A 13,626-nucleotide genomic window follows, 5' to 3' on the forward strand; every position below is an offset into this window, starting at 1 on the left:
TCGGCCAGTTCGCCGGCAACTCGACCGTGGTGTTCTTTCTCACGTGGTTTCCGACCTATCTGGTCACCGAGCGTCATATGGCGTGGCTCAAGATCGGCTTCTTCGCGATCCTGCCGTTCCTCGGCGCTTCGGCCGGCGTGCTGTTCGGCGGCTGGGTGTCCGATCTGCTGCTGCGCCGTACCGGCAACGTGAACCTCTCGCGCAAGCTGCCGATCATCACCGGCCTGCTGCTGTCGGCGTGCATCGTGGTCGCGCTCTATGTGCAGAGCGATACCGCCGTGATCGCGGTGCTGTCGCTCGCGTTTTTCGGTCAGGGCATGGGCGGGCTCGGCTGGTCGATCATTCCCGATATCGCACCGAAGCGCCTGATGGGACTTACCGGCGGCATTTTCAATTTCACAGCGAACATCGCCGGCATCGTCACACCGATCGTGATCGGTGCGATCGTCTCACTGACGGGGTCGTTCTACTGGGGGCTGATGTTCATCGGCGCGGTGGCGATACTGGGCGCGGCGTCGTACATCTTCATTCTCGGCGATATCAAGCGGATCGAATTGCCGGACGACCATAACGTAGCAAGAAAGGCAGCATGAGTCATGGATGCGTCGAACGTCGAGACGCATCCTGATTGAATGCATTCGTATTCCGCTTGTTACTTATCGTTCCCATCTTCCGAGGGCCATGCAATGAATCGCTTTGATTACGCGCGTGAGGACACCGGCAATCTCGTGCTGCTGGAGCATCTCAACCTCACGATACCGGACCAGCGCGCCGCGACCGCGTTCTATGTCAGCGGACTTGGACTGACGCGCGATCCCTATCTGATGACCGGCGTCACCAATATGTGGATCAACGTCGGCCGCTCGCAGATTCATCTGCCGCACGGCGACGCGCAGCGTCTGCGCGGGCATGTCGGACTGATCGTGGGCGAACGCCAATCGCTCGTCGAACGCCTGAGAGCCGTGCAACCCCTGCTCGACGGCACGGCGTTCGGATGGACCGAGCGGGACGACCGCGTAGAGGTGAATTGTCCGTGGGGAAACCGCTATGACTGCCTCGACCCGGAGACGTATCGGCAGAACGCCGCCGGGCCGGCCATCGATCTCGGCATGGCCTATGTGCAACTCGATGTACCGGCGGGTTGCGCGCGTTCGATTGCGGCTTTTTATCGCGAGATGTTCAACGCTCCTGTCGAGCTTCTCGATGACGGCGGATTGCAACAGGCAGTCATCGCGATCGGCACGCATCAGCAACTCATCTATGCCGAAACGCTCGAGGCCAACCCCGAATACGACGGCCATCATATCCAGGTCTATGTGAGCAACTTCTCCGGGCCGTACGCACGACTTGCCGAACGCGGGCTGGTCTATGGCGAGGAACCGCATCAGTATCGCTTCGCGACGCTGATCGATCCCGAGAGCGGTGCGGACTGCTTCAAGCTCGAACATGAAGTGCGTAGCCTGCATCATCCGCTTTATGCAAGACCGCTTGTGAACCGCAATCCGGATCAAGGCAACCGGAATTATCGAAAGGGCGGCGACAGGCGCAACGGCGTGTTTTAGCGAGCGCCGCTGCCGCAGTGACCGACTGCTCTTCGCAACCGTGACCGTATCCGGCACGATCGACGCAAGCTCATCCAATACCGCCGGCTCGGCGCGAACAGGCTCATCCCGCACGACATGCCGTGGCTGTCGTGCAAACCCACGGCGCCGCAAGAACATCCTCGTCGGCGCCGGCGTGTCGCTATCACCCCCACCCTCTCGCCCCCCGCATCACCCAGCTTGGCGCCGATTCACCGGCGCTTCAGGCACAGACCGCCGCCACTCGCCGAAATCACGAATTCCTCTTACAAAACATCAGCTTAAATTCGCCCCGACGAAATTTCACGCATCTCTGTCATCCGTCAAAAAGTCTTCTTGCGCGAAAACTTATATTTAGTATAATCGTTTTCAAGGGATGAGAAGCGCGCCGCTGGCGCGACGAAGTGCGGGTCTGCCTATCCCTATCTACATGAGGGAATGAGCGTCCATGCCGATATCGTCGTCATCCATCACCCTGGTTCGTCCGCCGGTCATCGAGTTCGGGCCGGGCTCCGTCTCGAAGGTCGGGACATGGAGCGGTAGCCGTTTCAAGCGCATCCTCGTCGTCGCCGACGCCTTCAACGCCCAGCGCGTCGACGTGCTCGGTCTGAGCGGCGCGGTCACGGTTTTTGCGGATGTCTGCCCCGAGCCCGATGTCGCCAATCTGGAAGCGTTGCTGGCCGTCGCGGAAGAGGTGCGGCCGGACCTGGTGGTCGGCTTCGGCGGCGGCAGCGCCATGGACCTCGCCAAGCTCGCCGCGGTTTTGCCGGGCAGCGGTCAAGGCATCGCCGACGTAGTGGGTGTCGAGCGGGTTCCGGGCAAGCGCGCCGCGCTCGTTCAGGTGCCGACCACTGCCGGGACCGGTAGCGAGACGGGAACGCGTTCGCTGGTGACGGACCCGCTCACGCAGAACAAGCTGGCCGTGCAAAGCAACCACATGCTGGCCGACCTCGCGGTCATCGATCCCGCCTTGACCCTGACCCTTCCCCCGCAAGTGACGGCAGTGACCGGCGTCGACGCCATGGCGCATTGCGTCGAGGCATTCACGAGCCGGCGCGCGCACGTCACCATCGACATGTATGCGCTCGAAGGCGTGCGGCTCGTCGGGCGCTATCTCAAGCGGGCGGTGGCAGACGGCGCCGACATGGAGGCACGTTGCGGCCTGTCGCTGGCGTCGCTTTACGGCGGCTACTGTCTCGGTCCGGTCAATACGACTGCCGGGCACGCTGTCGCCTATCCGCTGGGGACGCGTTATCACGTCGCTCACGGCGCGGCGAACGCGCTGATCTTCCCGCACACGCTGGCCTTCAATGCCGACGCGGCGCCCGAAAAAACGGCCGCGGTCCTTGCCGCGCTAAACGCGCCGGAACGCGCCTCGGTCTTCGAGGCCGCCTATGAATTCTGCGTGGAACTCGGCTGCGAGATGAAGCTTTCGGGCTTCGCCGTGCCGCGCGACGATCTGCCCGCCATGGCGGAAGAAGCACACGCCATCCGGCGTCTGCTCGACAACAATCCACGCGACATCTCGCGTGACGACATCCTCGCCATCTACGAGGCGGCTTACTGACCAGGCTTGCTGAGCATTGCGCCACTGCGGCAAAACGCGGGGGCATATCGGCCATTTTTTAATACTTATACTAAATATAAGTAACATATCCGTTGGAGGCGACGAAGCCGTGACGAGAACGACAGAAAAGAAACCATCCTTTATTGGCGAAATGCGCGCCGGCCGCCAGCAGATCGGCCTGCGCTCGCAGCTGTGCAGCCCGATCGCCGCTGAAGCGCTCGGCTTCAGCGGTTGCGACTACGTCTATATCGACATGGAGCATTCCCCCAACGATCTGATGTCGGTGCTACAGCAGGCACAGGCCCTTGCGGGCACGCCAGCGCATGTCCTCGTGCGGCTTCCCAAGCTGGATTCGCTGCTGATCCAGCAGCTGCTCGATTTCGGCATCGAAAACATCGTCGTGCCGATGGTGGAGACCGTCGAGGAAGCGCAAATGGCCGTCGCGGCAACGCGCTATCCACCGCATGGCGTGCGTAGCGTCGCCAAGGTCCATCGCGGCAACCACTACGCGGGCGGCAGCGATTATTTCGATGAAATCGATGCGCGCGTCTGCCTGATCGTCATGATCGAGACGCGGGCGGCCTTGGGCCGTATCGAAGAGATCGCAGCCGTGGACGGCGTGCACGGCGTGCTGATCGGCCCGGCCGATCTCGCCGCCGATCTCGGCCATGCGCGCGCATCCGGCCATGCCGATGTCATCGCGGCTATCACCGGCGCAATTCCGAAGATTCGCGCCGCCGGTGCGTTCGCCGGCATGTCCGCGGGCGACGGCGCCACCGGCCGGAAATGGCTGGCGGCCGGCTGCCAGTTCGTCTCGGTCGCGGGCGATATCCAGATGCTCGCCAGCCAGGCGCGGTCGATGGTCGAAGAGGCGTCGGCATGAAAGGCGCCCCCTCGCATCCGGCCGCGCCCCTGACCCTGTTCGAGAAGCTCTGGAACAGTCATGTGGTGGTCGTCTCGCCGCACGGCGAGGACCTGCTCTACGTCGATTTCAACATGATCAACGAGGGCGGCGCGTTCCTCGCGTTCGACCAGCTCCGGCTGGAAGGACGCAAGGCACGCCGGCCGACGCAGCAGATGGCCGTCACCGACCACTATCTGCCGACCATCAACCGGGCGGCCGGAACGGCCGGCATCGCCAATCCGGAAATCCGCCGCGTCGTCGAAATGCAGGCGGAAAACGCCCGCGACTTCGCCTTGCCGCATATCGACATGCATCACCGCATGCAGGGCATCATCCACGTGATCGCGCCGGAACTCGGCATCGCCCAGCCCGGCATGATGATTACCTGCAACGATTCCCACACGGCGACCAACGGCGCCTTCGGCCTGCTGGCGTCGCCGATCGGCGCGTCGAACCAGCTGCGGCACGTCATCGCCACCCAGACGGTGTGGATGAGCCGCCCGAAGCCGATGCGCATCGTGATCGACGGCGAACTGCCGGACGGCGTGACGCCGAAGGACATCATTCTCAGCATCATTGCGCGCATCGGTGTGGGCGGCGCGGTCGGCCATGCCATCGAATATGCCGGCTCGACGATCCGCGCGATGTCGATGGAAGGCCGCATGACGATCTGCAACATGTCGGTCGAGGCCGGCGCCAAGATCGGACTGATCGCGCCCGACGACACCACCTTCGCCTATCTCGCAGGCCGCCCCAAGAGCCCGCAGGGCGACGCCTGGGACAAGGCGCTGGCGCACTGGCGCACGCTGCACAGCGACGAAGGCGCCGTCTTCGCCCGCGAACTGCACATCGACGTCTCGACGCTCGCACCGATGGTCAGCTGGGGAACGAGCCCGGAAGACTGTGCGCCGATCGACGGGACCGTGCCCGATCCGGCGGCCATCGCCGATGCCGACCGCCGCCGCCATGTCGAGCGCGCGCTCGAATATCTCGGTCTCGCGCCGCTGACGCCGCTACAGCAGATCCGCATCGATCGCGTTTTCATCGGCTCCTGCACCAACAGCCGCATCGAGGACCTGCGCAGCGCCGCCGCGGTTCTGAAGGGCCGCCGCTGCGTCGTTCCCGGCATGGTTTCGCCCGGCTCGTCGTCGGTCAAGCGCCAGGCCGAAGCCGAGGGGCTCGACCTCATTTTCAAGGCCGCCGGCCTGGAGTGGCGCGATTCCGGCTGCTCCATGTGCAACGGCTCCAACGGCGAACTGGTCGCGCCCGGCGAACGCTCGGCCTCGACCACCAACCGCAATTTCGAAGGCCGCCAGGGCCGCGATTCCCGAACCCATATCATGAGCCCCGCGATGGTTGCCGCCGCCGCCGTCGCCGGGCACCTGGCCGATGTCCGCAGCATGGCCGTCAAGGAGATAGCGTCATGAAGCCGTTCGTGACATTGACCGCAATCGCGGCGCCCGTGGAGATCGCCAAGATCGACACCGGCATGATCCTGCCGGGACGCTACATGCGCCGGCATCGCCGCCCCGGTCACGACTACAGTGAAGCCTTCCTGCACGATCTTCGCTTCGACGAAAAAGAGCAGCCGCGGGCCGACTTTTCGCTCAACCAGCCCGCCTATCAGCACTGCGAGATTCTCGTCACGGACGCCGATTTCGGCTGCGGCTCGTCGCGCGAGGGCGCCGCTTACGCGGTACTCGATTTCGGCCTGCGCGCGCTCATCGGACCGAGCTTCGGCGATATCTTCTACGCAAACTGTCTGCAGAACGGCGTGCTGCCGATCGTGCTGCCCTACCCGGCGATCCATGCCCTGTGGCGGCAACTGCGCGCGACGCCGGGCGCGACGATCACCATCGACCTGCCCGCGCAATCGGTCATCGCGCCGGACGGATCGACGTTCGATTTCGAGATCAACGCCCTGCGCAAGCAGCGGCTGATCGACGGCGTCGACGATATCGACGTCACCCTCGGCCATATCGAGGCCATCAGAGCCTTCGAGGAGGCACGCCAGGCCGATATGCCATGGCTGCCGACATCCGGGTGACACCGGGCGTATCGCTCATATTCAATATCAGTCCCGCGACGACGTAACACGGTCGTCTCCGGGACGAAGAGAAGGAGGAGATTCCTTTGCTTACCAATCTTGACAATTCCGCTTCCGCGTCGACGCATCCCGCCATCGTGCGGCTGAACGACGTCAGCCAGGTTTTTCCGTCGCGCGGCGGTGCCCCTGCCGTCCACGCGATGGGTCCGATCACGCTCGATCTGCGCCAGGGCGAATTCTTCTCGATCGTCGGCCCGTCCGGCTGCGGCAAGTCCACGTTTCTGGAAGTGCTGGCTGGCCTCGCGACACCGACGGGCGGCGAAGTGCTGATGGACGGCAAGCGGGTCCAGGGCAGCATTCCCGACGGCGTGGGCGTGGTCTTCCAGGAAGACGCGAGCTTCCCCTGGCTGACGGTCTGGAAGAACATCACCTTCGGCCTGAAGCGCAACGGCGTCGATCCGAAGATCGCAGCGGAACGCGCCGAGCGGGCGCTGGCGCTGACCGGTCTCACCGCATTCCGCGATTCCTATCCGGCGCAGCTGTCCGGCGGCATGCGCCAGCGCGTCTGCATCGCGCGCACGCTGGTGATGGAGCCGCGCCTCATTCTCCTCGACGAACCCTTCGCCGCCCTCGACCAGCAGACGCGATTGCTGATGGGCGACGAGGTCCTCAACCTGTGGCGGGCGACCGGGGCGACCGTCGTCCTCATCACTCATGCGCTCGACGAAGCGGCCATGCTGTCCGACCGCGTCGGCGTGATGTCGGCGCGGCCCGGCCGGTTTATCGAAATCATCGAAACGGGCTGGAGCCGCGAGCGCGACAGCCGGATCGCCTCGTCGGACAAGTTCGGCACCTTGACGGCACATCTCTGGTCGTTGCTGCGCGAGGAATCGATCCGCGCCAGCCAGTATGCGAAGGCGAAATCATGACACTCGGACGCATCAGACTACTTGTCGTCGTGCTGTGCGTCATCGCGCTCGAGATCGTCTGCCGTACGGGCCTGATCGACAGCTATACGCTCATTCCACCGAGCAAGATGGCGGTGGCGCTGTTTCACCTGCTGCGCGACGGCAGCCTGACCGCGGAGATCGTCGCGACCTTGGGCGCCGTTCTCATCGCCATCGTCGGCGCGGTGATCTTCGGCATTCTCGGGGCGGTGATCCTGCATGCCCTGCCCCGCCTGCGGCGCGCGATCGACCCGGTTCTGTCGATCTACTATTCGATCCCGATGTTCGTGTTCTATCCGTTGTTCATCGCCCTCTTCGGCCTGACGGATACGCCGAAAGTGCTGCTGGGCTTCCTGCTTGCCGTCGTTACCATGATCGCCAGCACGCTCAACGGGCTCGACCGCGTTCCCAAGGTGATGCGCAAGACGGCCAGGGTGTTTCGCCTGAGCAAATGGAGCACGGTGCGCGAGGTCATTCTTCCCTCGGCCGCCCCGCACATATTCAACGGCGTCAAGCTGGCGATCGCGCAGGCGTTCGTCGGCGTGCTCGGCGCCGAATTCATCCTGTCGACTGGCGGCCTCGGCTACCAGATCTTTTACGCGTTCCACGACTTCGACAACAACAAGATGTACGCGATCGTTCTGCTGGTGCTGATCATCGTGTCGATCGTCAATACGATCCTTCTTGGCTGGGAACGTCGCTTGCGCCAACGCAGAGGGCTCGCATGAACATCATCGGCAACTTCAATACGATCGACGGCACGGCCAGGCCCTCGATGTGGAAACAGCATCAACGTTCCTTCGACCTGCTGATGATCGCCGTGGCGTTCGTCGTGCTCTGGCAGGTTTTCTTCCAGATCGGCGGATCGGTCGCGCTTGCCTCGCCGTGGCAGGCGACGCGCACCGCCATCGCCATGCTCGGCTCGGCGGATTTCTGGGGCGACATCCGTACGACGTTCTCCGCCTTCGGCTTCTCGGTCGTCATCGAGGCGGTGCTCGGAATACTGCTCGGCGCGATCCTCGGTCTGCGGCGGCTGACCGGCGATGTGGTGGAGCCGATGATCGCCGGCCTCTATTCGATTCCGAAGCTGATGTTCTTCCCGATGATTACGCTGTTCTTCGGCATCGGCATCAGCTCGGAAGTCGCCTTCGGGGTCCTGCACGGCATCATCCCGATCATTCTTTTCACGATGAGCGCCGTGCGCAACATCAAGCCCGTCTATCTGAAAAGCGCTCGCACGATGGGCCTGTCGACGACGCAGACCCTGTTTTCCATCGCCTTGCCGGCAGCCATCCCGGAAATCTTCACGGGTTTGCGCATCGGCATTTCGGGCGCCCTGATCGGCGTGATCCTTTGCGAGATGTTCGGCTCCAGCAAGGGCGTCGGTTTTCGCCTGATGAACGCCGTGGCGAACAATGTCGTGACCGACATTTCCGCGATCACGCTGATCCTGATCGTGTTCGCCGCGGTTCTCAGCGGCGTGTTGATGAAGCTGGACGAGCGTTTGCATCACCGGATCTGAGCTAACCCAAACAGCAGAATGGAGAAGTGACAATGAAAGCAAATACAAGGAGACGCGGACTGTGGTCCGTCGTGGTCGCCGCGGCACTGACGTGCGGCGTGATGAGCACACCGGCGTCGAGCGTCGAGATCGCCGCCACGAATTACGGCAGCTCCGTCATCGGCATGCCGTGGGCGATCGCGCTGGCGAAGGGTTATTTCAAGGACGCCGGCGTCGACGTTTCAGCCGTGATCGGCTCGCCCGGCGGCAGCACCGAGGTGCGTAACCTGATCGCCGGCGATCTGCCCTACGCCGACAGCGCGCTGATTCCGACGCTGAAGGCGATCAAGAACGGCTCCGATCTCCGGATCATCAGCGACAACACCCAGACCTCGGCACAGTTCGTCTGGCTGGTCAAGCCCAATTCCCCGATCAAGACCCTGGCCGATCTGAAGGGCAAGCGCATCTCCTTCACGACCCCGCTGAGCACGAGCCAGTCGCTGGACTTCCTGCTGATCGAGAAAGCCGGTCTGAAGCCCTCGGATGTCAAGCTGATTTCGACGGGCGCATACGGCGCGGCGCTGACCGCGCTGCAAAACGGCGGCATCGACCTCGCGCTCGTGTCGGAGCCGACGTACACGATGAACAAAAACACGTTCAAGCCGCTCTTCTGGTCGCGCGATCTTTTTTCGGCGGTCAACACCTCGGTCGGCGTGACCTCCGTCAAGACGATCAAGGAGCATCCGGACATGCTCAGGGGCATCATCGCGGCGCGCCGGCGGGCGGTGAATTTCATCAAGACCAATCGCGATGAATCGGTAGCCATCATCGCCAAGGTCTACAAGATGGACCCCAACGTCGTGAGAGCGATGCTCGCCGAACTGGTCGACCGTCCGTCTGCCGACGGCTCGGTCTTCTTCGGCCAGGGCGACATCAACCCGAAGGGTCTCGACGCGCTTGTCGACCTCTCGCAGAAGACCGGCGACCTGAAGGAGAAAGTCGACTGGCGCGACTACGTCGACCAGAGTTTTCTGCCCGCCGACCTGCAGCGCAAGCTGAAGTAGGCCACGGCTCGACGCATCCTGAGCAGTTGAAAACATGAGAAAATCCCGGCGCGGCGGGCGCCCCCGGCGCGCGGGTCCAACTGGAAGTGGAGAGCCTCGACATTGAACACCCCGAAAGTGCCGCGTTCTTCATCGACGGACGGATTGTTTGGCGACAAGATCAATTTGCATCGGCTTGCGATCTTCGTTTCGGTTGCCGAAACGGGCAGCATGAGTGCGGCGGCCGAGAAATTCGGCCTTTCGCAGCCGGCCGTTTCGCAAGCCATCGTCAAGCTCGAGGAAGCAAGCGGCATCGATCTGTTCGATCGCTCGATCCGGCCGCCGGTCCTGACACTGCGAGGGGCCGCCTTCCTCAAGCAGGCTTCCGCGGTCGTGGAAAGCATCCGGCGGCTGCAAAGCAGTTTGCGCCTCGACAACGCGGCGCAACTGCCTATCCTGCGCGTCGGCATGCTCAACAGCTTCGCCACGACCCTCGGCCCGTTCATGCTCAAGAGCCTGCAGGAAACGGCGGTGCAGTGGTTCGTGGACACCGGCTACGAAGCTTCGCGAATCATCGCGCTCCTCGATCGCCGCTGCGATTTCGTAATCACAGCCGACGATGCGCCGCCTCCGCAAGGGTTGATCGCGTTGCCGGTCTTCTCCGAGTCCTACCGCATCATCCTGCCCGACGAACCTGAGAAGGCGCACATACCGGTTCTCGAACGCATCGCCGGCATGAGCATGATCCGCTTCGGCCGCGATCCCCATATGCTGTCCAGCATCGATCGCTGGCTGGCCGCAGCCGGTATCGAGACCTCGACCCGCTATCACCTGGATACGGTCGAAGGAGCGGCGCAGATGGTCGTCTCGGGGCTCGGCTGGAGCCTGCTGCCGCCGCTCGCGTTCTTCCGTCTGATCGAGCGCGGCGACCGCATAACCTCCGTGCGCTTTCCGGGCGTTCCGATCCGCCGCACGATCGTGGTCGTCGCGCGCGAAGACGAAGGCGCAAGCATTGCCAAGCGGATACAGCAGACTGCGCTCAGTCTGATCAACGACATCTTCCTGCCGAGCCTGCGGCAAAATCAGCCTGACGCGCTCGAGGATATCGAGGTCTACGACGGCAAATGAGCGAGTCGCGCGCCGTGGTGTACGGCCCCGGCGAGGCATTGGATCGCGCGCCCGCCGCCATTGCCATTCCATCGGCCGGCCAGCGTCGCGCGAACTTCCGCGATTGAGCCGCGACCACGCGGCCCGGCAACCTGCCCCGCTCCGGTAACTGGACCGCACGCTGTTTGTCTCTCCACAGCAAACGTGCAAACGCCCGTCAAAATCCCCTCAAATTGATCGATTCAATCATTTCAAGGGTTTTCCCTCGGTTGATTTGAGCATTTCGATTAAATAAAATGACTTAAACGGTCAATATTCGACCAGACAGGGGCCGCAACGCAACCCGAACTGACCGAATCAATCAGGCAATCTCGCTGGAAGCGATCAGGACAGGCAGGAGCATCGCGATGCCTCGTCCGTTGCACACCGCGATCGGCGCGCCTGCCTGACGCAGCGTCGCCCTGCACGGTTTGCCCGACACCTCGCCCGTGTCCGCGAACAGCCGGAAGGGCTCGGCACCGAACGCACTCCGCAAGACCGCAATCGAAACTCACGACATGAACACCGCCGCCCCCCGCAACGAGCGCCTGCTGATACTCGGAGACGACCTCTCCGGCACGGCCGACTGCGCCGTGAAGTGCACGCATCATGGCCTCGCGAGCGTGGTCTGTCTGAACGCCGCGGCGACGCCCGGCATCGCGGCCACAACCAACGTACTCGCGATCGACACCGATACCCGCCGCGCCGCGCCCGCCGAGGCGGCGAGTGCGAATGCGCAGGCGTGGCGCGCACACGGCGCCGGGCGACGGCTCTACAAGAAAATCGATTCGACGCTGCGCGGCAACGTTGCCGCGGAAGTGGCCGCGCTCGCGGCCCACGCGGGCATGGCGATCGTCGCGCCCGCGCTGCCCGAGGCTGGGCGCACCACGCGCAACGGCTGTCTCCTCGTGCACGGCGTGCCCGTCGAAGCAACGGAAGTCTGGCGCAACGAAGGCATCGGCGGCACCGGCCATCTACCGTCGATGCTCACGGACGCCGGCCTGAAAGTCGCGCACATCGATCTGCAAGCCATGCGCGAAGGAGCGGCGCCGTTGCGCGCGCGTCTCGAAGCCTTGCGCGCCGCGCAGTGTCAAGCCGTGGTCTGCGACAGCGAAACCGATGCGGACCTCGCCGTGCTCGCGCAGGCCTCGGCCGCGCTCGATGGCGTGTTCTGGGTCGGCTCGGCCGGACTCGCACAAACTTTGATCGCCACGCTGGCCGACGGGAACGGGCAGCGCAGCGTCATGCCCACCACGCCCGCTGTGCCCGTCACGACCGCGCAACACCCGCGTGGTGTGCTGGTGGTCGTCGGCAGCATGTCGGGCGTCTCGCACAAACAGGTCGCCACACTGCGTACAAACACGGGCGACACCTTCGATGTCTTCGATGTCGACGTCGTTGCGCTGCTCGATCCGCTGCACGCCGAATCGCTGACGCTGGGCACGCGCGTGGCGCACACGCTCACGCACGGCCGCCACGCGGTGATCGCATTGAGCCAGGCCGAGCGCGTGCCGGTTGCCGATGGCGAACTGCTCGCGCGCCGGCTCGCGGCGCACCTCGCCCCCGCCGCTGCACATGCCGCGGCGCTGATCGCCACGGGCGGCGAAACGGCACGCGCGCTGCTCGCCGCCATGGGCATCGCGAAGCTGCGCGTGATCGAAGAAATCGAAAACGGCGTGCCGCTCATGACCGCCGCCGAAGCGGCTCACACGCTGCCCGTCGTCACCAAGGCGGGCGGCTTCGGGGGCCCCGATACCCTTTATCGCGCATGGCAGCGGCTCGCCGCCATGACGCAAGCGGACGCGCAAGCGCCGCGCCAACCCTGCGAAGAGGAAACCATGGACTATCGTCCCGTAATCGGCATCACGATGGGCGATGCCGCCGGCGTGGGCCCGGAAATCATCATGAAGAGCCTCGCGCACCAGTCGGTGTATGACGGCTGCCGCCCGCTCGTGATCGGCGATGCCAGGCGGCTCGTCGACGCCGGACGGCGCACGAACGTCACGCTCGAAGTGCGCCCGATCAAGGCGCCCGCCGAAGCGCGCTTCCAGCCCGGCGTGGTCGATTGCATCGACCTCGGCCTGATTCCCGAATCGATGCCCTATGGCCAGCTTTCCGCCGTCGCCGGCGACGCCGCCTATCAGTACATCGCGCGCGCGGCCGAGCTGACCTCGGCAGGCGAACTCGACGCGATCTGCACCGCGCCGCTCAACAAGGAAGCGCTCCATGCGGGCGGCCACATCTTCCCCGGTCACACGGAAATGCTCGCGCACCTCACGGGCATCCCCGAAGTCTCGATGATGCTCGTCGCCCCCAAGCTGCGCGTGATTCACGTAACGACGCATATCGGCCTGCTCGACGCGATCCGCAAGATCGAGCCGGGCCTCGTACAACGCACGATCGAGCGCGCGCACGAAACGCTGCTGCGCGCGGGCATCGAACAGCCGCGCATCGGCGTGTGCGGCATCAACCCGCATGCCGGCGAAAACGGCCTGTTCGGCTATGGCGAGGAAGAGGAAAAGATCATGCCGGCGGTGGCCGTGCTGCGCGAGCGCGGCTGGGACGTGGAAGGCCCGCTGCCCGCCGACACGCTGTTCTTCCGCGCGGGCCGCGGCGACTTCGACGTGGTCGTGGCGATGTATCACGACCAGGGCCACGGCCCCGTGAAGGTGATGGGCCTCGAAGCCGGCGTGAACGTGACCGTGGGGCTGCCGGTGATCCGCACCTCGGTCGATCACGGCACGGCATTCGATATCGCCGGCAAGGGCATCGCCGACGAACGCAGCATGCTCGAAGCGCTGAAGCAGGCACAAGATCTCGCCACGCGCCGCGCGGACCGCCAGTAACGAACGGTTCGCGAACGCCGGCTTCCGGGTGTCCGGTCGATGACC

Annotated in this window: 13 protein-coding genes; 12 read left to right on the top strand and 1 reads right to left on the bottom strand. The window is 64.2% G+C overall.

All coding sequences use genetic code 11. The features are described 5' to 3' along the window. The 10 genes from F3J20_RS00005 to F3J20_RS00050 form a co-directional block, all read left to right on the top strand. The coding region (locus F3J20_RS00005; protein ID WP_167281252.1) for an MFS transporter at window positions 1–593 on the top strand (593 nt) is incomplete at its 5' end. A gap of 93 nt (window positions 594–686) precedes the next feature. After that, window positions 687–1,562 carry a glyoxalase/bleomycin resistance/dioxygenase family protein gene (locus tag F3J20_RS00010; protein ID WP_167281254.1) on the top strand — a complete coding sequence of 292 codons (876 nt, stop codon included), beginning with the start codon at window positions 687–689 and terminating at the stop codon, window positions 1,560–1,562. Window positions 1,563–2,028: 466 nt separating this feature from the next. Continuing rightward, window positions 2,029–3,147 (top strand): iron-containing alcohol dehydrogenase, encoded by a 1,119-nt coding sequence (locus F3J20_RS00015; RefSeq protein WP_167281255.1) that lies wholly within the window; start codon window positions 2,029–2,031, stop codon window positions 3,145–3,147. A 109-nt stretch (window positions 3,148–3,256) separates the two neighbouring features. Further along, window positions 3,257–4,030, top strand: coding sequence for an aldolase/citrate lyase family protein (locus tag F3J20_RS00020; protein ID WP_167281257.1), 774 nt, complete (start codon window positions 3,257–3,259; stop codon window positions 4,028–4,030). Continuing rightward, window positions 4,027–5,478, top strand: a complete 1,452-nt coding sequence (gene leuC / locus F3J20_RS00025) for a 3-isopropylmalate dehydratase large subunit (protein WP_167037127.1) — start codon at window positions 4,027–4,029, stop codon at window positions 5,476–5,478. Before F3J20_RS00020 ends, leuC begins: the two co-directional genes overlap by 4 nt. After that, a complete protein-coding gene (gene leuD / locus F3J20_RS00030; protein WP_167037130.1) occupies window positions 5,475–6,098 on the top strand; it encodes a 3-isopropylmalate dehydratase small subunit in 624 nt (207 codons plus the stop codon). The genes leuC and leuD overlap by 4 nt, the downstream gene beginning before the upstream one ends. A gap of 137 nt (window positions 6,099–6,235) precedes the next feature. Then, window positions 6,236–7,027, top strand: coding sequence for an ABC transporter ATP-binding protein (locus tag F3J20_RS00035; RefSeq protein ID WP_345889813.1), 792 nt, complete (start codon window positions 6,236–6,238; stop codon window positions 7,025–7,027). A gap of 107 nt (window positions 7,028–7,134) precedes the next feature. Continuing rightward, a complete protein-coding gene (locus tag F3J20_RS00040; RefSeq protein WP_205299163.1) occupies window positions 7,135–7,773 on the top strand; it encodes an ABC transporter permease subunit in 639 nt (212 codons plus the stop codon). After that, window positions 7,770–8,567, top strand: a complete 798-nt coding sequence (locus F3J20_RS00045; RefSeq protein ID WP_167037133.1) for an ABC transporter permease subunit — start codon at window positions 7,770–7,772, stop codon at window positions 8,565–8,567. The genes F3J20_RS00040 and F3J20_RS00045 overlap by 4 nt, the downstream gene beginning before the upstream one ends. 32 nt (window positions 8,568–8,599) lie before the next feature. Then, a complete protein-coding gene (locus F3J20_RS00050) occupies window positions 8,600–9,610 on the top strand; it encodes an ABC transporter substrate-binding protein (RefSeq protein WP_167281258.1) in 1,011 nt (336 codons plus the stop codon). A gap of 129 nt (window positions 9,611–9,739) precedes the next feature. Here F3J20_RS00050 and F3J20_RS31940 read toward each other — a convergent pair whose 3' ends face one another. Further along, entirely contained in the window at window positions 9,740–10,036 is a 297-nt protein-coding gene (locus F3J20_RS31940) for a hypothetical protein (RefSeq protein WP_240162653.1), read from the bottom strand. On the opposite strand from F3J20_RS31940, the gene F3J20_RS00055 reads away from it, so the two are divergent. Next, on the top strand, window positions 10,013–10,717 hold the full coding sequence (locus tag F3J20_RS00055) for a substrate-binding domain-containing protein (RefSeq protein WP_240162654.1): 705 nt from the start codon (window positions 10,013–10,015) through the stop codon (window positions 10,715–10,717). The two genes, F3J20_RS31940 and F3J20_RS00055, sit on opposite strands and share 24 nt — an antisense overlap. A gap of 536 nt (window positions 10,718–11,253) precedes the next feature. Then, on the top strand, window positions 11,254–13,581 hold the full coding sequence (gene pdxA, locus F3J20_RS00060; RefSeq protein WP_167281262.1) for a 4-hydroxythreonine-4-phosphate dehydrogenase PdxA: 2,328 nt from the start codon (window positions 11,254–11,256) through the stop codon (window positions 13,579–13,581). Window positions 13,582–13,626 lie beyond the last annotated feature (45 nt).

The sequence above is a fragment of the Paraburkholderia sp. Cy-641 genome, from assembly GCF_011752945.1.
Lineage (GTDB): Bacteria > Pseudomonadota > Gammaproteobacteria > Burkholderiales > Burkholderiaceae > Paraburkholderia.